Annotated in this window: 23 protein-coding genes; 16 read left to right on the forward strand and 7 right to left on the reverse strand. The window is 68.6% G+C overall.

The genetic code is table 11. The features are described 5' to 3' along the window. Nucleotides 1-10: 10 nt before the first annotated feature. The 4 genes from maiA to YWC_RS0107955 are packed head-to-tail and all read right to left on the reverse strand — an operon-like array spanning nucleotide 11 to nucleotide 3695. Nucleotides 11-655: a maleylacetoacetate isomerase gene (gene maiA / locus YWC_RS0107940; protein ID WP_027864888.1), complete on the reverse strand. Its 645-nt coding sequence runs from the start codon at nucleotides 653-655 to the stop codon at nucleotides 11-13. Continuing rightward, complete coding sequence (locus tag YWC_RS0107945) at nucleotides 655-1374, reverse strand: fumarylacetoacetate hydrolase family protein (protein ID WP_036213596.1); 720 nt, start codon at nucleotides 1372-1374, stop codon at nucleotides 655-657. Before YWC_RS0107945 ends, maiA begins: the two co-directional genes overlap by 1 nt. A 24-nt stretch (nucleotides 1375-1398) precedes the next feature. Continuing rightward, complete coding sequence (gtdA, locus tag YWC_RS0107950) at nucleotides 1399-2463, reverse strand: gentisate 1,2-dioxygenase (RefSeq protein ID WP_036213599.1); 1065 nt, start codon at nucleotides 2461-2463, stop codon at nucleotides 1399-1401. Nucleotides 2464-2486: 23 nt separating this feature from the next. Continuing rightward, nucleotides 2487-3695, reverse strand: coding sequence for a 3-hydroxybenzoate 6-monooxygenase (locus YWC_RS0107955; protein WP_027864891.1), 1209 nt, complete (start codon nucleotides 3693-3695; stop codon nucleotides 2487-2489). A gap of 111 nt (nucleotides 3696-3806) precedes the next feature. Here YWC_RS0107955 and YWC_RS0107960 point away from each other — a divergent pair, with 111 nt between their 5' ends. Continuing rightward, on the forward strand, nucleotides 3807-4706 hold the full coding sequence (locus YWC_RS0107960; RefSeq protein WP_027864892.1) for a LysR family transcriptional regulator: 900 nt from the start codon (nucleotides 3807-3809) through the stop codon (nucleotides 4704-4706). A 121-nt stretch (nucleotides 4707-4827) separates the two neighbouring features. On the opposite strand, the gene YWC_RS0107965 is transcribed toward YWC_RS0107960, so the two are convergent. Further along, nucleotides 4828-5721 carry a LysR family transcriptional regulator gene (locus tag YWC_RS0107965; RefSeq protein WP_027864893.1) on the reverse strand — a complete coding sequence of 298 codons (894 nt, stop codon included), beginning with the start codon at nucleotides 5719-5721 and terminating at the stop codon, nucleotides 4828-4830. A 30-nt stretch (nucleotides 5722-5751) separates the two neighbouring features. Beyond that, the gene (locus YWC_RS0107970) at nucleotides 5752-6963 is read right to left on the reverse strand and encodes a flavin reductase (RefSeq protein ID WP_027864894.1); all 1212 of its coding nucleotides are present in this window, start codon (nucleotides 6961-6963) and stop codon (nucleotides 5752-5754) included. A 257-nt stretch (nucleotides 6964-7220) separates the two neighbouring features. Here YWC_RS0107970 and YWC_RS0107975 point away from each other — a divergent pair, with 257 nt between their 5' ends. From YWC_RS0107975 to YWC_RS28750, 15 genes are all read left to right on the forward strand, one after another. Further along, nucleotides 7221-8147, forward strand: a complete 927-nt coding sequence (locus YWC_RS0107975) for an SDR family NAD(P)-dependent oxidoreductase (protein WP_027864895.1) — start codon at nucleotides 7221-7223, stop codon at nucleotides 8145-8147. A gap of 20 nt (nucleotides 8148-8167) precedes the next feature. Further along, complete coding sequence (locus YWC_RS28735; RefSeq protein WP_036213601.1) at nucleotides 8168-9358, forward strand: Rieske 2Fe-2S domain-containing protein; 1191 nt, start codon at nucleotides 8168-8170, stop codon at nucleotides 9356-9358. 1 nt (nucleotide 9359) lies between these two features. Then, complete coding sequence (locus tag YWC_RS0107985) at nucleotides 9360-10532, forward strand: acyl-CoA dehydrogenase family protein (RefSeq protein WP_027864896.1); 1173 nt, start codon at nucleotides 9360-9362, stop codon at nucleotides 10530-10532. Nucleotides 10533-10542: 10 nt separating this feature from the next. Beyond that, nucleotides 10543-11679, forward strand: coding sequence for a CaiB/BaiF CoA transferase family protein (locus tag YWC_RS0107990; protein WP_027864897.1), 1137 nt, complete (start codon nucleotides 10543-10545; stop codon nucleotides 11677-11679). An 85-nt stretch (nucleotides 11680-11764) separates the two neighbouring features. Then, nucleotides 11765-12565 carry a 2-keto-4-pentenoate hydratase gene (mhpD, locus tag YWC_RS0107995; RefSeq protein ID WP_027864898.1) on the forward strand — a complete coding sequence of 267 codons (801 nt, stop codon included), beginning with the start codon at nucleotides 11765-11767 and terminating at the stop codon, nucleotides 12563-12565. A 10-nt stretch (nucleotides 12566-12575) separates the two neighbouring features. Further along, complete coding sequence (locus YWC_RS0108000; RefSeq protein WP_027864899.1) at nucleotides 12576-13529, forward strand: acetaldehyde dehydrogenase (acetylating); 954 nt, start codon at nucleotides 12576-12578, stop codon at nucleotides 13527-13529. Between the two features lie 11 nt (nucleotides 13530-13540). Then, nucleotides 13541-14581, forward strand: a complete 1041-nt coding sequence (gene dmpG, locus YWC_RS0108005; RefSeq protein WP_027864900.1) for a 4-hydroxy-2-oxovalerate aldolase — start codon at nucleotides 13541-13543, stop codon at nucleotides 14579-14581. Between the two features lie 293 nt (nucleotides 14582-14874). Then, complete coding sequence (locus YWC_RS0108010) at nucleotides 14875-16017, forward strand: porin (RefSeq protein WP_027864901.1); 1143 nt, start codon at nucleotides 14875-14877, stop codon at nucleotides 16015-16017. Between the two features lie 64 nt (nucleotides 16018-16081). Then, the gene (locus YWC_RS28740; RefSeq protein ID WP_051306317.1) at nucleotides 16082-16588 is read left to right on the forward strand and encodes a hypothetical protein; all 507 of its coding nucleotides are present in this window, start codon (nucleotides 16082-16084) and stop codon (nucleotides 16586-16588) included. Next, complete coding sequence (locus YWC_RS0108020) at nucleotides 16588-16773, forward strand: hypothetical protein (RefSeq protein WP_027864902.1); 186 nt, start codon at nucleotides 16588-16590, stop codon at nucleotides 16771-16773. The genes YWC_RS28740 and YWC_RS0108020 overlap by 1 nt, the downstream gene beginning before the upstream one ends. A gap of 40 nt (nucleotides 16774-16813) precedes the next feature. After that, nucleotides 16814-18346, forward strand: a complete 1533-nt coding sequence (locus YWC_RS0108025) for an MmgE/PrpD family protein (protein WP_027864903.1) — start codon at nucleotides 16814-16816, stop codon at nucleotides 18344-18346. A gap of 138 nt (nucleotides 18347-18484) precedes the next feature. Further along, on the forward strand, nucleotides 18485-19582 hold the full coding sequence (gene dctP / locus YWC_RS28745; protein WP_051306318.1) for a TRAP transporter substrate-binding protein DctP: 1098 nt from the start codon (nucleotides 18485-18487) through the stop codon (nucleotides 19580-19582). 84 nt (nucleotides 19583-19666) lie between these two features. Then, nucleotides 19667-20164 carry a hypothetical protein gene (locus YWC_RS0108040; RefSeq protein ID WP_027864904.1) on the forward strand — a complete coding sequence of 166 codons (498 nt, stop codon included), beginning with the start codon at nucleotides 19667-19669 and terminating at the stop codon, nucleotides 20162-20164. Nucleotides 20165-20199: 35 nt separating this feature from the next. Continuing rightward, complete coding sequence (locus YWC_RS0108045) at nucleotides 20200-20760, forward strand: hypothetical protein (RefSeq protein ID WP_027864905.1); 561 nt, start codon at nucleotides 20200-20202, stop codon at nucleotides 20758-20760. 77 nt (nucleotides 20761-20837) lie between these two features. Next, complete coding sequence (locus YWC_RS28750) at nucleotides 20838-22244, forward strand: MFS transporter (RefSeq protein WP_051306319.1); 1407 nt, start codon at nucleotides 20838-20840, stop codon at nucleotides 22242-22244. Between the two features lie 210 nt (nucleotides 22245-22454). Here YWC_RS28750 and YWC_RS32730 read toward each other — a convergent pair. Beyond that, nucleotides 22455-22717: transposase (locus YWC_RS32730; RefSeq protein ID WP_156923558.1), on the reverse strand; the 263-nt coding region annotated here is incomplete at its 5' end.

Raw genomic sequence — 22717 nt, forward strand, 5'->3', positions numbered from 1 at the left:
CCTCACGGTGTCATTGCGCGTCGGCCTGCGCCTCGGGGCGGGCCTGGGCGAAGGCCTCCAGGGCTTCGCAGCGTGCGGCGATGGCGCCGATAACGGGGTAGGGCGCCAGGTCGCACTCGAAGCGGCGCGCATTGTACAGCTGCGGGATCAGGCAGCAGTCGGCCATGGTCGGGGTGTCGCCGTGGCAGAACAGCCCGGTGGCAGGGCTGCGCGCCAGCTTGCGTTCCAGCGCTTCCAGGCCCAGTGCCACCCAGTGGCGGTACCAGGCGTTCCTGCGCTCTTCCGGCAGGCCCAGCTCGCCGCCGAGGTACTTCAGCACGCGCAGGTTGTTGAGCGGGTGGATGTCGCAGGCGATCATCTGCGACAGGGCGCGCACGCGCGCCCGGCCGGCTGGGTCCAGCGGCAGCAGCGGCGCTTGCGGGCGGGTCTCGTCGAGGTACTCGATGATGGCCAGCGATTGGGCCAGCACCAGGCCCTCGTCCTCGAGCACCGGCAGCAGGTGCTGGGGATTCAAGGCGTCGAAGGCGGGGGCGAATTGATCGCCGCCGTTCTTCGACAGGTGCACGTGCAGGTGCTCGGCCGCCAGGCCCTTCAGGTTCAGGGCGATGCGCACCCGGTAGGAGGCGGAACTGCGAAAGAAGGTATGCAGCTTCATCACGCGCTCTTGATGACGTCGACGGTGATTGGCGTGAGGCCGTCAATGCTGCCGACCATGCGCTGGCCCGGGGTCACGGCGCCCACGCCTTCCGGCGTGCCGGTCATGATCAGGTCGCCGGGACGCAGATCGAACAGGGTCGAGAGCTGGGCGATAGTTTCCTTGACGTTCCAGATCAGCTTGGCCAGGTCGCTGCTCTGCACGATCTTGCCGTCGACGGTGAGCGCGATGGCGCCGGCGTCGAGGGCGCCGCTGTCGGCGATGCGCGTGATCGGACCGATCGGCGCCGAGTAGTCGAAGGCCTTGCCGATCTCCCAGGGGCGGCCCTGCTCGCGCATGCGCATCTGCAGGTCGCGCCGGGTCATGTCCAGGCCGACGGCATAGCCGAAGATGTGGTTTGCCGCGTCCTCGACGGCGATGTCGCGGCCGCTTCTACCGATCGCCACCACCAGTTCGATCTCGTAGTGGTAGTTTTCGGTGCGCGGCGGGTAGGGCAGGGCCACCGTGGCGCCGGCTGCAACCGGCACCACCGATTCGGCGTCGTTCGGCTTGCAGAAGAAGAATGGCGGCTCGCGGTCCGGATCGAAGCCCATCTCGCGCGCATGCGCGGCATAGTTGCGGCCGACGCAGTAGATGCGGCGCACCGGAAAAGCAGCGTCGCTGCCGTTGACGGGAAGGCCAACGATGGCCTGGGCGGGGAAGATGAAGTTGTCGCTCATGGTGCGTAAGTCCGTATGGATGGATTATTCGGGCAGGAATTCTTCGCGCAGCTGGCCGATCGCTTCCAGTACCGGGCGGTCCGAGAAGCTGAACAGCACCGCGTCTTCGAGCGCTTCCAGCGCCAGCGTGGCCCAGGAAGGCACCACGAAGGTGTCGCGCGGCGCGAAGTCGAAGCGGCGGCCGCCGATGACGGCGGTGCCGCGGCCTTCCACGACGCTGTAGACGGTGCCGTCGGTGCTGCGGTGGGGCAGGCCGCGAAAGCCCGCCGGCAGCAGCTGCATGCAGGCGCCGATGGTGGGCATCGGGGCGCCGCCGTTCAGCGGATTCACGTAGCGCAGCTTGACGCCGAGCCAGGCGTCGATCTCCTGTTGGCGGCGCAGGGTCTCGAGCGCCTCGCGCGAGCGCTCGTAGGGATAGTTGAAGATCGGCGAGCTGCCGCCGCTGTGCTGGTGGCGCACCGGCGCCATGTTGTTGCCGTAGGCCGCGAAGCTGCGTCCCTCGGGGCGCGCGATCGGCTGGCTGGCGCTGTCGCCGTTCTCGGCGAAGCCGCTGCTGAAGAAGCGGATGGTCGGGATGTCCAGTCCGTCGAGCCAGACCACCGGCTCGCTGACCCCGTCGATGCCCGGGTTGCCATGGTCGTGCCAGGCCCAGGCCGGGGTCAGGATGAAGTCGCCCGGCTGCATCATGGTGCGCTCGCCGTCGACCGCGGTGTAGGCGCCCTTGCCCTGGACGATGAAGCGCAGGGCCGACTGGGTGTGGCGGTGGGCCGGCGCGATCTCGCCCGGCAGGATCAGCTGCAGGCCGGCGTACAGCGAACGGGTGATCGAAGCGCTGCCCTTGAGGCCCGGGTTCTCCAGGATCAGCACGCGGCGCACCGCTTCCTCCGCCGAGATCACTTCTCCGGCGCGGGTCAGGTGCGGCAGCACGTCTTCATAGCGCCACAGCGCGGCTTCGTAGTCGGGCGTGGGCTGGCGCGGCACCAGCGTGTGCAGCGATTCCCACAGCGGGGACAGGTGCAGGGCCTGCATGTCCTGGTAGAGCGCGCGGCGCGCGGCCAGCAGCTCGTGCTGGGCCAGTTCCTTGTTCATGTCTTGTTCTCCTCGGGATGTCCTCAAGCGTCCGGCGCCAGGCAGTTCTCGGCGTTCCAGTCGTACAGCCAGGCCAGCGCCTCGTAGAAGCCGGCGGCGCTGCGTCCTTTCCACAGTTCGTTGCGCACCAGGCGCTCGACGCCGGCGGCGTGGTACAGGCGCCCCATCTCGCGCACCGACAGCACCACCCGCGCGGTGCGGGCGATGCGCGAGCGCTGGTAGAGGTCAAAGGCGGCGGCCATGTCGTAGTCGCAGTGGCGCACCGCCGCGCCGAGGGTGACTGCGTCTTCCAGCGCCATGCAGGCGCCCTGGGCCAGGTACTGCATCATCGGATGGGCGGCGTCGCCCAGCAGGGTGATGCGGCCGTCGGTCCAGTTGTCCACCGGGTCGCGGTCGGCGGTGCTCCAGCGCCGCCAGCTCGAGGGCAGGTGCAGCAGCTTGCGCGGCAGCTCGTCGATGCCGGTGAAGTAGGACAGCACTTCCTCCTTGCAGCCGTCGGACACGCCCCAGCTTTCCTGCTCGCGGCTGTGGAAGGTCACGACCAGGTTGTACTGCTCGCCGCCGCGCAGCGGGTAGTGCACCAGGTGGCAGTTGGGACCGGCCCAGACCACCGGGGCGTTCATGCGCAGTTCCTCGGGCATGTCGGCCACCGGCACCACGGCGCGGTAGACCACGTGGCCGGAGACGCGCACTCCGTCGCCCACCACCGCTTCGCGCGCCACCGACTTCACGCCGTCGCAGCCGATCAGGTAGTCGGCGCGGAATTCGCGCCCGCCTTCGGCGGTCACGCTCACGCCGCCGACGTCCTGCGCGATCGATTCGATCCGGCAGGAGGTGACCAGTTCGATGTTGGGGATGGTCCGCACCTGTTCCAGGATGGCGGTATGGATGTCGGCGCGGTGGATCACCGCGTAGGGGTTCTTGAAGCGCTCGCGAAAGGCTTCGCCGACCTCGAAGCTGGCGACGGTGCTGCAATCCACGGCATCCATCATCACCAGGCGCTCGGTGAACACGGCGCGGCGGCGCACGCCTTCGCCGGCGCCGAGGGCGTCGAGGGCGGCGAAGGCGTTGGGCCCGAGCTGCAGCCCGGCGCCGATCTCGCCGAGCTCGGGGGCCTGCTCCAGCACGGTCACGCGCAGGCCGAGCTGCGACAGCGCCAGCGCGGCGGCGATGCCGCCGATGCCGGCGCCGGCGACGATGACGGAAGGCAGGGGGGAATCGCTGCGATTCATGGCGGTCTCCTGTGTTTTTATCGATGCCGCCAGTGTGCCTTGCGATCTTTATTTGAGAAACTGATGGAGCTTGATTATGATGATCATGTTTTCTAATAGAAGGGGCATGAAATGGGATTCGACCTCGATCTGCTGTCGATCTTCGACGAGATCTACAAGACCGGCAATGTGACCCGGGCCGCGGCCAACCTCGGCCTGCCGCAGTCGACGGTCAGCGTCGGGCTGGCGCGCCTGCGCGAGCATTTCAACGACCGCCTGTTCAGCCGCACCGCGAAAGGCATGCTGCCCACGCCGCGCGCGCAGAACGCGATCGCCGACGTGCGCCAGGCGCTGCAGGCGCTGCAGCATGCGCTGGCCGACCAGCCGGCCTTCGACCCGGCCGCCAGCACGCGCGAGTTCCGCATCTGCATGACCGACATCAGCGAGGTGGTGCTGCTGCCGCGCCTGCTGAACCACCTGCGCGAGGTCGGCCCCGGCATCCGTCTGCAGATCGCCAAGATCTCGCCGGACAGCCCGGCCGAGCTGGCCGACGGCAGTGTCGACCTGGCGGTCGGCTTCATGCCGCACCTGGAGGCCGGCTTCTACCAGCAGGTGCTGTTCGACCAGCATTTCGTGTGCCTGGCGGCGGCCGCGCACCCGCGCGTCAAGGAGGCGCTGAGCCGAGAAGCGCTGCGCGAGGAAGCGCACGTGCGCGTGCTGACCTCGGGCACCGGCCATGCGATCGTCGACAAGGTGCTGGCGGAGGAGGGAATCGAGCGCCGCATCGCGCTCAAGTTGCCCAGCTTCCTTGGGGTGGCGCGGATCGTGGCGCAGACCGAACTGCTGGCGATCGTGCCCTACCGTTACGCGGCCGAGGTGGCGGGAAGCGAAGCGGTGCGCGCGCTGCCGGTGCCGGTCGAGCTGCCGCGCTTCCAGGTCAAGCAGCACTGGCATGAGCGCTACCATGCCGACGTCTCGAACCGCTGGCTGCGCCAGACAATCGCCTCGCTGTTTTCCGACTGGGCCGGCTGAGAAATATGTAGGGTGCACGGCTTTGCCGTGCGCGCGTTCAGCTCCCGTGCGAATGGATGCAACGCGGTTCTTCACCAGCTGCTTGAACGCGCGGTCGGCACAGCCGACCGCCCTACAAGGTCTACTGCGCGAGCAGCCCCCCCAGGCTGCCGCGCACCACCTCGGCCGCCGCGCTCACCAGCGGATTGCTCGGCTGCTGCGCCAGCTGCACCATGCACAGCGTGGTCTCCAGGGCCGGCTGCTCGATCTTCTGCCAGGACAGGGCCGGCAGGCCGGCGCCCCGTCCCACCAGGCGCGGCATGATCGAATAGCCCATGCCCTGCGCCACCAGCTCCATCGTCGAATAGGTGGAGTCGACCTGCAGGGCCAGGTTCACGCCGAGGCCCAGGCGCGCGGCGGCCGATTCGACCGCCACCCGCACCGAGTGGTTCCCGTGCGGCAGGATCAGCGGCAGCGCGGCGACGGCGGCCAGGGTGACCTGGTCCTGGGCCTCGCCCACCGGCGCCGCGCCGATCAGGTACAGCGGCTCGGACACGATCGGCGAGATCCGGATGTTGGGCGAGGCGGCCGGGTTGTACAGCAGGGCGAAGTCGAGCTGCCCCAGCAGCACGGCATCGTAGAGCGCGCCGGACAGGCCTTCGACCACGCTGATCGCCGCGCGCGGGTACAGCTCGGCCAGGCGCGGCAGCAGAGTGGGGATGCAGGCCCGCCCGATGCTGGGCGTCATGCCGATCGTGAGCTGGCCCGAAAACGCCGACTCCGAGTCGCGCACCGCGATCGCGGCAGAGTCCATCAGGTGCAGCACGCCGCGCGCGTACTCCAGAAACTTCTTGCCGGCCTCGGTGAGCATGACCCCGCGCCCGTGGCGGTAGAACAGGCTGGCGCGCAGCTCGACCTCGAGCGCGCGCACCTGGCGGCTCAGGGTCGACTGGCCCATGTCGAGCAGGTCGGCGGCCTTGATGTAGCTGCCGGTTTCGGCGATGCGGACGAAATGGCGTATTTGCGTGATTTCCATGCTGTCTCGGCAGTCTCGATGTGGGTGGACTCAGGCCGCGCGATCGAATGCGCAGCGGGCGCGGCGCGCGGCGATGGACTGCTCGAGGCGCGCCGCCGATTCCTGCAGGCGTCCGAGCCAGCCCTGGACCTGCTGCAGGCTGGCGCCGGGCGGCAGGGCGCTCAGGCGCAGCACCAGGAGCACCTGGCCGGCGCCGTCGCGCACCGGCACCGACAGGTGGCGCAGGTCATAGCTGGCGTCCGGCGGCAGTTCGGCCGGCTCGTGCAGGCCGGCGCGCGCCTTGGCCGCAGCCAGCAGGCGCCGCTCCTGACCGGGGGTGCGGTGGCGGTCCGAGTACAGGGCCACCAGTTCTTCCAGGCTGTCGCCGTCGTCGGGTCCCTGCAGGGCGATCGACCAGCCGCGCGCGCGCACCCGCTCCAGCTGGCTCAGGGCGGCGTCCACCGTTTCCTGGTCCGGACGCCCGAGGCGGCGGATCCACTCGCCTTCGCCTGGCGCGCCGTGGCTGCCCACGAATAAGGGCCCGAGCGGCGGCGCGCAGGGCACCCGCAGGCCGAGGCGGCTGCGCAGGCGGAACTGCGGCGAGCGGTTCTCGGTCGCGACGTAGACGACGTCTCCGCCGACCGCCGCCACCAGGCTGCATTCGGCGCCGAGCTCGGCGGCCACCGCCTCCATCTCGTCGCGGCCGATCTCGGCCAGCTGCACCGCCTCGATGGTCTCGCGCTCGGCCTGCGCCACCAGCGGTCCCGGCGAAAAGCGCCCGTAGCCGCGCTGGAAGAACAGCAGCGGCGCGGTGTCGCGCACCAGGGCCATGTCGAGCACCCCGCCCAGCACCATGTAATGGTCGCCCACCTCGGTCACGCTGGCGTAGTCGCAGTCGATCCAGGCCACCACGCCGTCGATCACCGGATTGCCGGCCGGGCTCGGGTGCCAGGCCAGGCCGGCGAACTTGTCTTCCGCGCTGGAAGCGAAGTGCTGGCACACGGCTTCCTGGTCGGCCGCCAGGATATTCACGCAGAAGGTGGCCGCGCCGCGCATGCGCGCGAAGGTGCGCGAGGTCTTCATCGGCAGGTAGCCGATCAGCGGCGGCTCGAGCGACACCGAGGTGAAGGTGCCGATCACCATGGCGGCGGGGACGCCGGTGTCGTCGATGCAGGTGACGATGGCGACGCCGGTCGGATAGCTGCCGAGCACCTCGCGGAAGCGGGCGCCGTCGATCTGCCGTGCGGAAGTTGGGGCTTGCATAAATGTCTCGCTGTCTTTGTGGAAGATTCTGCCGGCGCCGCCCATTCCGGACGGTCGACCGTTTTCCTGATTATATCGTTCTAGAACGATTATTCAAGAACTTAATTGCACGATGTGCGCGGCAGCCGGCGAGCGATGCAAATTCTGCATAGTAGCCTTGAAGGGTTTCGACTTGTACCGGGCTGGCGCAGGGCTAACAATGGTCGACGTTGGCAGCCGGAAAAATGCTGCGCACCACCTGGAGACAAGTAGAAACCATGGACAGATTGAAGAACAAGGTCGCGATCGTGTTCGGCGCCGGGCCGAACATCGGCGGCACCATCGCCCACTTCCTGGCGCGCGAAGGCGCCCGGGTCTGCGTCACCGACGTCAAGGAAGAAGCGGCCGTCGCCGCCGCCGATTTCATCCGCGAACGCGGCTGGGAAGCCTTCGGCATGGCCGGCGACGCGCGCCGCGACGAAGACGTCGGGCGCATCGTCGCCGCCACCGTCGAACGCTACGGGCGCCTCGACATCGTGGTCAACATGGCCGGCCGGGTGCACTGGGACGACGTGCTGAACATGAAGCGCGACGACTGGGACGACTCGGTCGCCAGCTTCGCCACCGCCGGCCTGCTGGCCACCCAGCACGGCGCGCGCGCCATGCTGGCCTGCGGCGCCCGGGGAAGCATCATCCACGTGATGTCGACCGCCGCCCACTTCGGCGAAGCCGACGGCGCCTCGTACTGCGCGGCCAAGGCGGGCCTGCTGAACTTCGCCCGGTCGGCGGCGATGGACCTGGCCCACCACGGCATCCGCGTCAATACCATCACGCCGTGCTCGATGGAGCACCAGCTCTGGACCACGATGCGCGACGAGATGTTCGACCCCGACTGGGTCCAGCCCGAACGGCGCGGCTTCTACTCGCGCCAGGAATACCTGGACCAGCTGCCGCTGCGGCGCTTCCCGCGTGCGGCCGACCTGGCCTGGGCCGCCGTGTTCCTGGCTTCGGACGAATCGTCCTGCATGACCGGGTCCGACATGGCGGTCGATGCCGGCCTGCGCCACAAGTACCCGACCTGGACCCCCGGCAAACACGACCCGCGCGACATCAATGACTACGCCCGCGCCACCCGCGTGACCCGCTATGGCGAAGAGCAGGAACTCCTGACCGAGCTGCTCGGCCAACCGATCGACCGTTCTTAAGAAAACCTCCGGAGACCCACATGGACACCATCCAGGACCAGCGTCGCGAAGAGCGCGCCCAACAATTCAGGAAACTCACCGAAACCAGCCGCTGCAAGCCGATGGGCCGCCTGCTGCGCCAGTTCTGGCAGCCCGTCGCGCTGGCCGAGGACGTCGCCGCCGGCGCCGCCATCCCGCTCCTGATCATGGGCGAGGAACTGACCCTGTACCGCGGCGAGAGCGGCGCCCTGCACCTGGTGGGCGGACGCTGCGCGCACCGCCGCACCCTGCTGCACACCGGCTGGGTGGTCGGCGAGGAAATCCGCTGCATCTACCACGGCTGGCAGTTCGACGGCAGCGGCGGCTGCACCAAGCGTCCGGCCGAAGCCAACAACGGCATGCCGCGCACGAAAATCCCCGGCTACCCGGTGCGCGAGTACATGGGCCTGGTGTTCGCCTACATGGGCGAGGGTGAGGCGCCCGAGTTCGACCTGCCGCGCAAACTGCGCCTCGAGCGCGAAGGCACCCTGGTTGCCAACGGCCGCGAACGCTGGGACAACAACTGGTTCCAGCAGGTCGAGAATTCGCTCGACGCCGTGCACGTGAGCTTCGTGCACATGGCGCTCACCGTCGGCCCGTTCGGCGCCGCCGTCACCGGCGCGATTCCGGAGCTGTCCTACGAGGAGACCTCGGCCGGCATCCGCCAGACCGCCAAGCGCTCCGAGAGCAATGTGCGCGTCAGCGACTGGACCTTCCCGAACAACAACCACGTCACCGTCCCCGGCCTGACCCCGGACGACCCGTGGATCGACGTGTTCGTGTGGATGATCCCGAACGACGACCTGAACACCACCCGTTTCATGATCTACGGCCAGGCGCCGGGCGCCAGCGCGGAGGCGCGCCAGCGCTTCACCGATTACTTCGCCAAGTACGGCAAGTACGACCCGGCCGAGCACCACGACGAGCTGTTCGCCTCGCGCGAGTGGAACAACCCGGACGACATCTTCGTGGGCCTGACCGCCGCCCAGGACTACCTGTCGATCCGTGGCCAGGCCCGCGTCACGGCGCGCGAGGACGAGATCCTGGGCCGTTCGGACCTGGGCATCGTCACCCTGCGCAAGCTGTTCTTCCGCGAGCTGGAACTGATCGAGGCGGGCCAGCCGACCAAGGCCTGGCGTTCGCTGCAGGACGCCGACGCGCTGCCGGTGCAGCCGGGACAGGAAGCGGCTTGATATGCTCGACCTGATCCCTCACGAATCGCTCCCCGAGGAGCTGCTCCAGTTCCGCGACTCGATCCGCCGCTTCGTCGAGCGCGAACTGATCCCGCTCGAACACGCCGTCGGCGCCAACGGCATGCTGCCGCCGGAACAGGCCGCGGCACTGCGCGAACGCGCCAAGCAGGCCGGCTTCTGGCTGATGGACATCCCCGAGGAATTCGGCGGCCAGGGCCTGCCGCTGCTGGCGCTGGCCGTGTTCTGGGAAGAAGTCGGCCGCAGCACGGTCGCCTCGTGGGTGCGCGACCACGGCATCTTCGGCCCGATGGTCGGCCCGATCCTGCTCGGCCTGGACCCGGAGCAGCGCAAGCGCTACCTCGACCCGGTGCTGGATGGCAGCAAGCGTTCCTGCTTCGCCCAGACCGAGCCGGACGCCGGCTCCGACCCGTCGATGATGCGCACCCGCGCCGTGCGCACCGACGCAGGGTGGCGCCTGAACGGCGTCAAGCGCTACATCACGCGCGCCGCGGTGGCCGACTTCGCCATCGTGATGGCGGTGACCGATCCGGAGAAGGGCGCGCGCGGCGGCATTTCCTGCTTCCTGGTCGATCTCGACGCTCCCGGCGTGACCCTGGCCAGTTCCGAAAAGACCCTGATGGGCGACGCGCCCAGCGAGCTCAGTTTCGAGGACGTGCTGGTGCCGTTCGAAAACCTGGTGGGCGAGGAGGGCCGCGGCTTCGCGCTGGCCCAGGGCTACATCAACTACGGGCGGGTGCGCCAGGGCGCGCACGCCTGCGGCGCTGCCGCGCGCTGCCTCGACCTGACGGCTGAATACGCGCACCAGCGCAAGACCTTCGGCCAGGTGCTGGCCGAGCGCCAGGGCGTGCAGTGGATGATCGCCGACGCCTTCACCGAGCTGTATTGCACCCGCATGCTGGTGTACGACGCGGCGCGCAAGACCGATGCCGGCATCGATGCCCGCATGGAGACCTTCATGATCAAGACCTTCGGCGTGGAGGCCGGCTGGCGCATCATCGACGCCTGCATGCAGCTGCACGGCGGCATGGGCCTGACCGAGGACACCCCGATCGAGCGCTTCTGGCGCGACCTGCGCAGCTACCGCATCACCGAAGGCCCGACCGAGGTGCTGCGCACCACGCTGGCGCGCCAGATCCTGAAACACTACGCCTGAAGGAGCCCCCATGAAGCATCCACTCGAGGGCATCCTCGTCATCGAACTGGGCACGGTCCTGACCGCGCCGCTGGCCGGCATGATGCTGGCCGACCTCGGCGCGCGCGTGATCAAGGTCGAGCACCCGAACGGCGGCGACCCGTTCCGCCGCCACGCGGGCAAGCTGTACAGCCCCCACTTCGCCTCCTATAACCGCAACAAGGAAAGCATCCAGCTCGACCTGCAGACCGAGGCGGGCAAAACCGACCTGCAACTGCTGCTGGCGCGCGCCGACGTGCTGCTGGAGAACTACCGTCCGGGCGTGATGGCGCGCCTGGGCCTCACCGAAGCGGCGCTGGAAGAGATCAACCCGCGCCTGGTGTGGTGCTCGATCACCGGCTTCGGCGCCGACGGTCCCTACCGCGACCGCCCCTGCTACGACGCGGTGGCGCTCGGCTTGTCGGGCCTGGCCAGCCTGATGCTGGACCCGGCGCAACCTAGCATGAACGGCCCCACGATTTCCGACAACGTCACCGGCATGTACGCCGCCTACGGCATCCTCGGCGCCCTGATGGGAAGAGAACAAAGCGGCAAGGGCGCGCGCGTGGAAGTCAGCATGCTGGAAGCCTCGATCGCGTTCTCGCCCGAGGGCTTCGCCCAGTACACCCGCCTGGGCGCGGCGCCCGGCCCGCAGACGCGGGTCGCGATCTCGCAATCGCACGCCTTCCCCTGCGCCGACGGGCGCCTGGTGACGGTGCACCTGTCCTCGGTCGAGAAGTTCTGGCAGGCCTTCGTGGCCGTCATCGAGCGTCCCGACCTGCTGGACGATGCCCGCTTCGCGAGTCCGGAACTGCGCACCCGCAACTACGCGGCCCTGAACGGCGAGGTGGCCGCCACCTTCCGCACCCGCACCCGGGACGCGTGGTGCGCGCGCCTGCAGGGGAGCGACGTGCCCTTCGCGCCGGTCAACACCGTGCCGGAGGTGATGGAGGATCCCCAGGTGCGCCAGTGCGGCACCTTCTACCAGACGGCGCATCCCGAGCACGGGCCCATGACGGCGATCCACCGCCCGCTCACCATCGACGGCGCGCGCGGTCCGACCACGCGCCCGGCGCCGGTCCTCGGCGAGCACGATGCGGCGATCCGCGCCGAATTCGGCCTCGGCTAGACACCGAGGGACCGACAGTGCGGCCTGCCACTTTAACCCGTAGGGTGGGCGGGAAACCCGCCCACCCTACAACTGGAGACACAGCATGAACCAGCAACACATCAGCGAGATCGCCGGCCTGCTGCGCGCCGCCGAAGAGCAGGGCGCCCCTATCGCACCGCTGCGCGAGCGCATCCTGGAAGCCGCGGGCGACACCGACCCGGTGGACTGCGCCTACGCCATCCAGCAACTCAACGCCCAGCGCCGGATCAACCAGGGCGCGCGCATCGTCGGCCGCAAGATCGGCCTGACCTCGATCGCCGTGCAGCAGCAGCTCGGCGTCGATTCACCCGACTTCGGCATGCTGTTCGCCGACATGGCCTACGGCGACGGCGAGGAAATCCCGATGGCGCGCACCCTGCAGCCGAAGGTGGAGGCGGAAATTGCGCTGGTGCTCGAGCGCGACCTGAACCACGAGCGCCACACCTTCGCCGACCTGATTTCGGCGGTCGCCTACGCCCTGCCGGCGATCGAGGTGGTCGGCAGCCGCATCGAGAACTGGAACATCCGCCTGCTCGATACCGTGGCCGACAACGCCTCCTCGAACCTGTTCGTGCTCGGCTCGCGTCCGGTGAAGCTGGGCCAGTTCGACCTGGCCGGCTGCGCCATGACCATGGAACGGCGCGGCGAGATGGTGTCGAGCGGCAGCGGCTCGGCCTGCCTGGCCAATCCGCTCAACGCGGCCGTGTGGCTGGCCGACATGATGGTACGGGTCGGCACGCCGCTGCGCGCCGGCGAAGTGCTGCTCACGGGCGCCCTCGGCCCGATGGTGGCAGTCAGCCCGGGCGACCGCTTCGTCGCCCAGATCGGCGGCCTCGGCGAGGTGCGCGCGGTGTTCGGACAATAAGGAAAGCAGCATGACACAAGCGAAGAAAAAGGTAGCCATCATCGGCCCCGGCAACATCGGCACCGACCTGATGATCAAGATCCTGCGCCATGGCAAGCACATCGAGATGGGCGCCATGGTCGGCATCGACCCGGCCTCGGACGGCCTGGCGCGCGCCGCGCGCATGGGCGTGGCGGTGACCCACGAAGGCGTCGAAGGCCTGGCGCGCCTGCCGGTGTTCGGCGAGATCGACATCGTGTTCGACGCCACCTCGGCCGGCGCCCACGTGAAGAACGACGCCTTCCTGCGCGGCCTGAAACCCGGCCTGCGCATGGTCGACCTGACCCCGGCCGCGATCGGGCCGTATTGCATCCCGGTGGTGAACGCCGAAGCCTGCCTGGCGGCGCCGAACGTCAACATGGTCACCTGCGGCGGCCAGGCCACCATCCCGATGGTGGCGGCGGTGGCCCGAGTGGCGCAGGTCTACTATGCCGAGATCGTCGCCTCGATCGCCAGCAAGTCGGCCGGCCCCGGCACCCGCGCCAACATCGACGAGTTCACCGAAACCACCTCGCGCGCCATCGTCGAGGTGGGCGGGGCGCGCCAGGGCAAGGCGATCATCATCATGAATCCGGCCGAGCCGCCGCTGATCATGCGCGATACCGTGTACTGCCTGGCGGCGCTGGATGCCGACCAGGACGCGATCCGCGCCTCGGTGCGCCGGATGGCGGACGACGTCGCCGCCTACGTGCCCGGCTACCGCCTCAAGCAGGAAGTGCAGTTCGAGCGCTTTGGCCCGGAGAATGCGCCGAACGTCCCGGGCATCGGCCGCCAGGCCGGCCTGAAGGTCTCGATCTTCCTCGAGGTCGAAGGCGCCGCCCACTACCTGCCGGCCTATGCGGGCAACCTCGACATCATGACCAGCGCCGCGATGGCGACCGCCGAGCGCATCGCCGCCGGCATGTCGCCCGCACTGGCAGCCTGAAGGAAATCACCATGTTTGAGCACGACAAGAAAATCTACGTCTCCGACGTCACCCTGCGCGACGGCATGCACGCGGTGCGCCACCAGTATTCGATCGAGGATGCGGTGCGCATCGCGCGCGCCCTCGACGCCGCCAAGGTGGACTCGATCGAGGTGGCGCACGGCGACGGCCTGCGCGGCTCCAGCTTCAACTACGGCTTCGGCGCCCACAGCGACCTCGAATGGATCGCCGCGGTGGCGGAAAACCTGAGCCACGCCAAGGTGGCGACCCTGCTGCTGCCGGGCATCGGCACCATCCACGACCTGAAGAACGCCTATGACGCCGGCGCGCGCGTGGTGCGCGTGGCCACCCACTGCACCGAGGCCGACATCTCGCGCCAGCACATCGAGTATGCGCGCGAACTGGGCATGGACACGGTCGGCTTCCTGATGATGAGCCACATGAACAGCCCCGAAGGCCTGGCGCAGCAGGCCAAGCTGATGGAAAGCTACGGCGCCCAGTGCGTCTACGTGGTGGATTCGGGCGGCGCCATGAACATGTGGGACATCGCGGCGCGCTTCAAGGCCTTCAAGGAGGTGCTCAAGCCCGAGACCCAGACCGGCATGCACGCCCACCACAACCTGAGCCTGGGCGTGGCGAACTCGCTGGTGGCCCTGGAGAACGGGTGCGACCGCATCGACGCCAGCCTGACCGGCATGGGCGCCGGCGCCGGCAACGCGCCGCTGGAAGTGTTCATCGCCGCCGCCGACCGCATGGGCTTGCGCCACGGTTGCGATGTCAAGGGCCTGATCGACGCCGCCGAGGACATCGTGCGCCCGTTGCAGGAGCGTCCGGTGCGGGTCGACCGCGAAACCCTGGCGCTGGGCTATGCCGGCGTGTACTCGAGCTTCCTGCGCCATGCGGAAGCGGCATCGCAGAAGTACGGCATTCCGGCCTTCGACATCCTGGTCGAACTGGGCAAGCGCCGCATGGTGGGCGGGCAGGAAGACATGATCGTCGACGTCGCGCTCGACATGCTCAAGGCGCGCCAGCCGGCGCAGGACGCGGCCTGAATCGGCTCGCCNCNCCGGGGCAGGGCGCCGGCGCGGCGAGCGATGCAAAAAGCGTATAGCAGCGATGCAGGGTTTTAACTTGCGTCACGGCAGTACAATATGGAAAACTCTAGAACGTAACTTCCAGAATTAATTTCTGGTAAATACCGATGCGGCAGCCAAGCCGCCTCCGTATCCGTGTTCAAGAAGCACCCGCTTTCGTTTCACGATTGGTCGCACCCGAGCCCACACCGATGGGCGCGACAACCCGCAGGGGCGGCACGCCGCTCCGACATGACAAGAATGGAGACAGTATGAAGAAGTTTGTAGCCGGCATGACCGCCCTGTGCGCATCGGCCGTATCCCTGGCGCAAGAAGCCCCCGCGGCGCAGTCGCAGGCAGCCGGAAGCAGCCTGAAGATCTACGGCGTGGCCGACATCTCGCTGGCGCGCTACCGTACCTCGGGCGAGTCGAAGACCGCGATGCATGCCGGCGGTTCCGGTTCGCGCCTGGGTTTCCTGGCCAGCGAAAGCCTGGGCCAGGGCTGGACCGTGAACGCCCGCCTCGAGGCCGGCGTCAACCTGGACACCGGCACCCCGAGCTCGACCAACGGCAACCCGAACCGCGTGTTCGGCCGCCAGGCCTATGTCGAGATCGAGCACCGCGACTTCGGTTCGCTGCGCCTGGGCCGCCAGCAGGGCCCGACCTATGACTTCTTCCCGAGCTACGACCCGATGCTGCTGCCGGCGATGGATGCCTGGGGCGTGATCACCACCCTCGGCTCGCCGGCGCCGGGCGTCGGTTCCGGCACCGGCGCCCCGACCGGCTTCCTGATCAACCCGACCGCGCGCACCGAGAACACCATCGGCTACACCTCGCCGCGCGTGTCCGGCGTGCAGGGACGCCTGTCGTACAGCCCGAACGAGGGCGCCGCCACCCAGGCCAGCCTGGTCGAGGCGGGGCTCGACTACGTCGCCGGACCGCTGCAGCTCGGGCTGCTGTACGTGAAGGCGGGCGCGACGGGCGGCAGCGGCGCCGTGCTGGCCACCGAGTCGAACCAGGAGATCGCCTTCGGCGCCAAGTACACGGCCGGCCCGGTGCACCCTTACTTCAGCTATATCCGGCGCGACGCCACCGACCCGACCCGGCGCGCCGGCGGCGGGATCATGAACGGCAACAGCGAAACCGCGCGCCTGTTCGGCGTGGCGATTCCGGTCTCGGCGCGCGGCACCGTGCGCATGACCTATGGACTGTACTCGAGCGGCGCCGCCGACAGCGACGCCAGGAACTATGGCGTGGCCTACACCTACGAGGTGAGCCGCCGCCTGATGTTGATGGCCGCCGTGACCCACCTGTCGCAGGACGGCGCGGCGCGCTTCCCTGTGTTCCAGAGTCCGCGCCCGCGCGCCGGCGAGTCGGTCGATGCCGTCACGGCCGGCCTGACCTGGCGCTTCTGATCGCAGTGCGGCACCGGGCGCCGCGTGCGCCCGGACCATCGTGGTTCACAACCGAGGAGTCGACATGTCCAAGCAGTCCCCCTGGTATTACATCGTCCACTGGCTGCGCCTGTATTTCGGCGCCCACCTGCTGTTTTCCGGCATCCGCTACGCGGTGACCGGCTACGTACCCGAGATCCCCGGCGTCGGCGGCGAATGGGTACAGGCCAACGCCAACATCTACCTTTACCAGATGATCAAGTATCTGGAGATCATCACCGGCGCCCTGATCCTGACCAATCGCTTCACGCTGCTCGGCCTGATCCTGGAGATGCCGGCCTCGGTCAACATCTTCTGGCTGAACACCTTCATCGTCGCCACCCCGCGCCAGCTGTTCACCGGCCCGCAGGAACTGTTCCTGAACGGCGTGCTGCTGCTGGCCTACAGCGGCTGGATGGCCGCCGTGCTGCGTCCGAAACTCGAGCCGTTGTGGCTGTGGGACGGCGCGCGCGCCTATCGTCCGATCGTCGGCGGCCGCATCGCCGACGAACCGAAACTCCGTTCCGCTCCCATCGCCCAGGAGGTGCACTGATGAACAAGTCCAAATGGATCGCCGTCCTCGCCTGCGTGCTGCTGACGGCCGCCGCCTACATCGGATCGACCGGCCTGTTCTACGCCGAGTTCCGCCCGATCCGCAACTACGACCTGGTGGCCTTCGCGACCTCGTGGGGCGGCCTGATCTGGATGCTGATCCGTGACCGCAAGCGCGAGCGCTGAGCCGGCCGTTTCATCGACAAGCACAACAAAGGAGACGATGATGCAAACGAGCCGCAGGAAATTCGTGGGGCTGTCGGCCCTGATGGCGTCGGCCCCGGCCTGGGCCTTCCTCGAAGCCGGGCAGGCCGCGGGCGCAGCGGGCGCCGGCGCGGCGCCGGTCCCGATGCCGGGGGCGGACGCGATCCACGCCCTGGTCGCGCATTGCCTGGACACCCGCTTCGATGCGCTGCCGCCGGAGGTGGTGGCGGCGACCCGCACCCAGATCCTGGACACCGTGGCGGTGACCCTGCCGGCGCTCGACGCCGACGGCATCCGCCAGCTGCACGCCTGGAGCCGCGAGAGCGGCGGCAAGGGCGAGAGCCTGGTGCTGGGCACCCGCACCCGCCTGCCGGCGGAAGCGGCGGCGCGCCTGAATGCGTCCATGGCTGCGGCGCTGGAATTCGACGACACGTATGAACCCTCGCTGCTGCATGCCTCCTGCGTCACCATTCCGGTGGCGCTGGCGGTGGCCGACCTGGCGGCCGCCGGCGGGCGCCGGATCGACGGCCGCGAGCTGATCGCCGCGGTGGCGGCCGGCACCGATGCGGCCTGCCGCCTGTCGCGCGCCGGCTCGCCCGGCGTCTCGCCCTTCATCGTGGGCTGGGACCCGACCCCGATGTACGGCTACCTGGCCGCCGCGATGGTGGCCTCGCGCCTGCTGGGGTCAAACCATGCGCAGGCCGTGTCGGCGGTGGGCCTGGCCTACCACCAGCTGTCGGGCAATGCCCAGGCCAGCGTCGACGGCACCCACGCCAAGCGCCTCGGTTCCGGTTTCGCGGCCTATGGCGGGATCATGTCGGCGCGCCTGGCGAAGGCAGGCGTGATCGGCTCGGACCGGGTGCTGCAGGGCGTCAAGGGCCTGTTCAAGCAGTACCACGGCGGCAAGTATTCGGAAGAGGCGCTGCTGGGCGGTCTCGGCACCCGCTTCGCCGGCGTCGACATCGCGCCCAAGCCCTATCCGTCCTGCCGCGGCGGCCATGTCGCCATCGATGGGACGCTGGAGCTGGTCAAGGCCCGCGGCATCCGTCCCGAGGACGTGGAGGCGGTCACGATCTACAGCCCGCCGGCCGAGATGATGCTGCTGGGCGCGCCGATCGAGAAGAAGCGCAAGCCGCGGACCATCGTCGAAGCCCAGTTCAGCAATCCGTGGATGGTGGCGGCGGCGATCCAGGACGGCGACGTCGGCCTGCGCCACTTCAGCGAGGCCGCCTTGCAGCGCGCCGACCTGCTGGCGCTGGCGGCGCGCATGACCACGGTGGAGGACAAGAGCCTGGTGCGGCCCGACGGCGGCCCCGGTTTCGTGCGCTTGGAACTGACGACCCGCGCCGGGCAGACGCACCAGAAGCTGGTCAAGTTTGCCAAGGGCGACCCGAAGAACCCGATGACGCCGGCCGAATACCGGAAGAAGGTGTTCGAGTGTACCGATGCGGCGCGCATGCCGCGCCCGCAGGCCGAGCGCCTGATGGCGCGCTACCTGAAGCTGGAAGCGGAACCGAGCGTCGCGGCCCTCAACGCGGCGCTGGCGATCGGCTAGCGCCGCTGCTGGCGCGCGCCGGGCACCTGCCCGCCGCGCCAGTTATGCGTCAGACACATAGCTGACATTTCGTCGGCGGCATTGAATGCAGGATGGGTAGGTATGATAATCTCCAGAAACAGTATTAAGGCAAGACTCATGCTGGGGACACATTTCAAGCGCGCCGCCACGGCGGTGTGGGGGCTGGCACAGCGTGCCGGCCGCCTGCTGGGAGCGGCCGCGCTGTCGGCCCTGCTCGCAGCGCCGGCCGCCGCTGCGGCGGAAGAGGGCGCGCCAGCTCCAGTGCGCGAACTGGCGATCGCCGACTACCGCGACTACCTGCTTGACGATCACCCGGTGCGCCAGGGCATGCGCCATTTCGCGCAGCAGGTAGGGAGCGCCGCCGGCGGCGCCCTGCGCGTGACGGTGCGCGGCGACGCCGTGTCCGGCACCCCGGCGCAGCAGATCGCGGCGCTGCGCGCCGGCGCGCCCGGCACCCCGGACCTGATGCTGGTCGCCGCGACCGGCCTGGCGCCGCTGGCGCCCGGCTTCGGGCTGCTCGACTTGCCCTACCTGGTACGCGACGAGGCCGAGGCCGACACCCTGCTCGACGGCCCCTTCGGCGACGCCCTGCTGGCGCAGGCGCAAGGCGCCGGCCTGGTCGCACTAAGCTGGTGGGAAAACGGTTTTCGCCAGATCACCAGCGCCGGCGCCCCGATCCAGCGGGCCGGCGCGTTGCGCGGCCTGAGTATGCGGGTGATCGATGAGCCGGTCTTCATCGAGAGTGCGCTCGCCATGGGCGCCGAGCCGGTGCCGCTGGCCTACCCGGAACTGCACGCAGCCCTGCGCAGTGGCCGCGTCACGGCCCAGGAGAACTTCATGTCCCAGATCCTCGCCGGCGGCCTGCACGAGCTGCAGTCCTCGCTCACCCTGACCAATCATTCCTACGGCGCGCTGGTGCTGGTGGCCAGGCCCGCCGCCTGGCGCAGCCTGACGCCGGCGCAGCAGGCCATCGTGGCGGCAGCGGCGCGCGAGGCCGCGCGCGTGCAGCGCCGCGCCGCCCGCGAACAGGCACGCCAGGCCCAGGCCCGGCTGGCGCGCGAAGGCATCGCGGTCCACGTGCTGGATCCGGCCGAGCGCGAGCGGCTGCGGGATCTCACCGCGCCGCTGCGCAGCAGCCGCTTCGGCCAGCACAGCCCGGCGCTGTGGACGCTTTACCGGCAGCATGGGCAGCCGTCCCCCATTTCGCAACCATAACAATATGTTCAAGACAGGAGACAGACGCATGAACAAGCAGCAGATCGACCAACAGAAGGCGCCCGCGGGCGGGAGGCAGGGCGCATGATCACCGACAAGACCCTGAACCGGCTCTCGATCGTGGCCGGCCTCTTCCTGACCGCCTACGTGGCGCAGGACCTGCATTTCAATCCGCGCTGGTACGGCGACAAGGGCCCGGGCGTGGGCAAGATGCCGCGCGAGATCGTCGCCGGCTACCTCGACACCGCCTACGGCAAGGGACAGGTGAGCGAAGCGGCGCGGCTTTACTACACCAAGAAGACGGTCGACGTGACGCCGGAAGCGCCTTACCGCAGCGACTCGGCGCCCTTGAGCTCGACCGTGCGCCAGGTGGTGGCCGAGGGCCTGAACGTGGTGGTGCACCACTGCGTCGAGGGCGGCGCAGCTGCCGGCGGTGCGCGTGAGGTGGTCGACATGTTCCGCACCTCGAACGGGCGCATCGTCTGGCGCAAGACCATCGCCCAGGACGCCGGCGCCGCGTCGTGCGCCTCGAGCGCGCTGGCGAAACAGGTCGACCTCGGGCTCAAGCCGATTCCGGGCTGAGCCCGGCCATAACAACCGCAACGGAGACAAGCATCATGGCAGTCACAACCCGTGTCCCTACCGACACCGCTACCACCAACAAGCTCGACATCTGGTTCGTCGGCAAGCTCGTATTGACCTTCTTCCGCATCATGCTCGGCGCCTGGATGATCGTCAGCGGCGCCAGCCACCTGCTGTCGCTGTTCGGCTATCCGCCGATCTTCCCCCAGCCGCTGGGCAACCTGCACCCCTCCAACGTGATGCTCGCCTCGCTGCTCGAGGTCGGCCTGTTCGACCTCGTCAAGACGGTCGAGCTGCTGGTCGGCCTATGCCTGGTGTTCAACGTCTTCGTGCCGCTGGCGCTGGCGGTGGCACTGCCGGTCTCGTACATGGTGTTCCACAACTCGATCGCCTTGAACATGCGCTATGACCGCATCGTCAGCACCTACATGGCGGTGTGGTGCCTGTACATGAACGTGATCCTGCTGCTGGCCCACATCCGCTACTACCTGCCGATGCTCACGATGCGCGCCCCGATGGGCAAGCTGTCCGACTTCCGGATGCTGCCCTCGATCTTCGAGGCGCCGGAACAGGAAGCCGGCAAGGACCGCCGCTGAACCGGGCCGCGGCCCGACTACCGGCGACATCGATCAACGCACGATCCATATACGATTCATTCTGAGGCGGATACATCATGGCTGACCACACCAACCAGGCCGACATGGCCAAGAGCCGGCGCCGCGCCGTCATCGCGAGCTATCTCGGCACCACGCTCGAGTACTACGACTTCCTGCTGTACGGCGTGGCCGCGGCGCTGGTCTTCCCGCACATCTTCTTCGTGAGCATGGACCCGATGCTGGGCACCATGTCGGCCTTCGCCACCCTGGCGGCCGGCTACTTCGCGCGCCCGCTCGGCGCCGTGGTGTTCGGCCACTACGGCGACCGCCTGGGACGCAAGAAGATCCTGATGATCACCCTCATGATGATGGGCGGCGCCAGCGTGCTGATCGGCTTGCTGCCGAGCTACCAGCAGATCGGCGTGATGGCGCCGATCCTGCTGGTGGTGCTGCGCCTGGTGCAAGGCTTCGCCATCGGCGGCGAGTGGGGCGGCGCGACCCTGATGTCGATGGAGCACGCCAAGCCCAAGGGACGCGGCCTGGCGGTCTCGATCGTCGCCTCGGGCGGCCCCAGCGGTGCGTTGCTGGGCACCATGGTGATGATGGGCTTCTCCAAGCTGCCGAACGAGGACTTCCTGTCCTGGGGCTGGCGCGTGCCTTTCCTGCTCAGCGCGCTGTTGCTGGTGCTGGGCATCGTGATCCGCATGAAGCTGACCGAAACCCCGGAATTCGAAGAGGCGCGCAAGAAGCGCCTGGCCTCCGGCAAGAAGGTCAGCGTGCTGCCGGTGGTGACGGTGTTCCGCCACAACCGCGCGCAAGTGCTGTCGGGCGTGATCGGCGGCCTGGCGCCGCTGGCCTTCGCCACCTTCGGCGCCGCCTTCCTGCTGAACTACGCGGTCACGGCGGGCCATAGCCGCACCGATGCGCTGCTGGCCATGACGATTGCGAACTTCCTGCACATCTTCACCATGCCGTGCTTCGGCGCGCTGTCGGACCGCCTGGGCCGACGTCCGCTCCTGATCACCGGCGCGATCCTGGGCGCGGTGCTGACCTGGCCGATCTTCCTGCTGGTGAACCAGGGCAGCCTGGGCGCCCTGGTCCTGGCCCTGGTGCTGGCGCTGCCGGTGGTGCAGGCCATGCTGGGCGGCCCGGTGAATACCTGGATGGGCGAGAAATTCGCGGCCGACGTGCGCTACAGCGGCATCGCGGTGACCTTCCAGATCGCCTCGACCCTGGGCTCGGGCCTGGCGCCGATGATCGCCTCCGGCCTGCTGGCCATGCGCGGCGGCACCGATCCGGCGCTGGTGGCGATGTTCTTCGGCGGCCTGTGCGTGGTGAGCGCGATCGCCTACTTCTTCAGCGCCGAGCGCTTCGACCAGGAGCTGCCGGTGTACACCGCCGGCACCGACGAGGCCAACGAGGCCGAGCGCGAGGCGCGTGCGGCGCTGTCCGCGGTCGAAGCCGGCAAGGTTGGGGTGCGCTGAACGTCCTGAAGGAAGTGTAGTCAACGAAGGCCCGCTGCTCGCAGCGGGCCTTTTCTTTTGCCGGACACCTTGCCGCGACGTAGGGTGGTCGGCTCCACCCAATCATGCGACGAGCCGGTAGCGGGGGCGCCGGCCGCGCGTTCAAGCAGTCCGAGAGCTGCCGCTGCGTCGTACGTTTCGCCTCGCTGTTCGTAGATACTGTTATGGTCGTCAAACGGTGTGCAAGGCCGGATCGAACTTTTCGCCAGCTTTTAGCACACCGAAGGCAACATGAAGCAGCTTGCGCATCATGGCAACAATGATCGTCATCGGCTTCTTGCCATTACGCGTCAGGCGTTCAAGGAAAGGCCTTGCCCAGGTCGTGCGATAAAGTGTACACATTGCTGGCATGTACAGGAGCTTTCGGATGACGCCATGTCCGAACCTGGAAATATGGGGTTTGCCTCGAACACTGCTGCCAGATTCATGCTGTC

The sequence above is a fragment of the Massilia alkalitolerans DSM 17462 genome (assembly GCF_000427785.1).
Taxonomy (GTDB): Bacteria; Pseudomonadota; Gammaproteobacteria; order Burkholderiales; family Burkholderiaceae_D; genus Telluria; species Telluria alkalitolerans.

Bases quoted from the DNA above. Each gene is read 5' to 3' on its own strand.
- maiA (WP_027864888.1), bottom strand. From the start codon at position 655: ATGAAGCTGCATACCTTCTTTCGCAGTTCCGCCTCCTACCGGGTGCGC.
- YWC_RS0107945 (WP_036213596.1), bottom strand. From the start codon at position 1,374: ATGAGCGACAACTTCATCTTCCCCGCCCAGGCCATCGTTGGCCTTCCC.
- gtdA (WP_036213599.1), bottom strand. From the start codon at position 2,463: ATGAACAAGGAACTGGCCCAGCACGAGCTGCTGGCCGCGCGCCGCGCG.
- YWC_RS0107955 (WP_027864891.1), bottom strand. From the start codon at position 3,695: ATGAATCGCAGCGATTCCCCCCTGCCTTCCGTCATCGTCGCCGGCGCC.
- YWC_RS0107960 (WP_027864892.1), top strand. From the start codon at position 3,807: ATGGGATTCGACCTCGATCTGCTGTCGATCTTCGACGAGATCTACAAG.
- YWC_RS0107965 (WP_027864893.1), bottom strand. From the start codon at position 5,721: ATGGAAATCACGCAAATACGCCATTTCGTCCGCATCGCCGAAACCGGC.
- YWC_RS0107970 (WP_027864894.1), bottom strand. From the start codon at position 6,963: ATGCAAGCCCCAACTTCCGCACGGCAGATCGACGGCGCCCGCTTCCGC.
- YWC_RS0107975 (WP_027864895.1), top strand. From the start codon at position 7,221: ATGGACAGATTGAAGAACAAGGTCGCGATCGTGTTCGGCGCCGGGCCG.
- YWC_RS28735 (WP_036213601.1), top strand. From the start codon at position 8,168: ATGGACACCATCCAGGACCAGCGTCGCGAAGAGCGCGCCCAACAATTC.
- YWC_RS0107985 (WP_027864896.1), top strand. From the start codon at position 9,360: ATGCTCGACCTGATCCCTCACGAATCGCTCCCCGAGGAGCTGCTCCAG.
- YWC_RS0107990 (WP_027864897.1), top strand. From the start codon at position 10,543: ATGAAGCATCCACTCGAGGGCATCCTCGTCATCGAACTGGGCACGGTC.
- mhpD (WP_027864898.1), top strand. From the start codon at position 11,765: ATGAACCAGCAACACATCAGCGAGATCGCCGGCCTGCTGCGCGCCGCC.
- YWC_RS0108000 (WP_027864899.1), top strand. From the start codon at position 12,576: ATGACACAAGCGAAGAAAAAGGTAGCCATCATCGGCCCCGGCAACATC.
- dmpG (WP_027864900.1), top strand. From the start codon at position 13,541: ATGTTTGAGCACGACAAGAAAATCTACGTCTCCGACGTCACCCTGCGC.
- YWC_RS0108010 (WP_027864901.1), top strand. From the start codon at position 14,875: ATGAAGAAGTTTGTAGCCGGCATGACCGCCCTGTGCGCATCGGCCGTA.
- YWC_RS28740 (WP_051306317.1), top strand. From the start codon at position 16,082: ATGTCCAAGCAGTCCCCCTGGTATTACATCGTCCACTGGCTGCGCCTG.
- YWC_RS0108020 (WP_027864902.1), top strand. From the start codon at position 16,588: ATGAACAAGTCCAAATGGATCGCCGTCCTCGCCTGCGTGCTGCTGACG.
- YWC_RS0108025 (WP_027864903.1), top strand. From the start codon at position 16,814: ATGCAAACGAGCCGCAGGAAATTCGTGGGGCTGTCGGCCCTGATGGCG.
- dctP (WP_051306318.1), top strand. From the start codon at position 18,485: ATGCTGGGGACACATTTCAAGCGCGCCGCCACGGCGGTGTGGGGGCTG.
- YWC_RS0108040 (WP_027864904.1), top strand. From the start codon at position 19,667: ATGATCACCGACAAGACCCTGAACCGGCTCTCGATCGTGGCCGGCCTC.
- YWC_RS0108045 (WP_027864905.1), top strand. From the start codon at position 20,200: ATGGCAGTCACAACCCGTGTCCCTACCGACACCGCTACCACCAACAAG.
- YWC_RS28750 (WP_051306319.1), top strand. From the start codon at position 20,838: ATGGCTGACCACACCAACCAGGCCGACATGGCCAAGAGCCGGCGCCGC.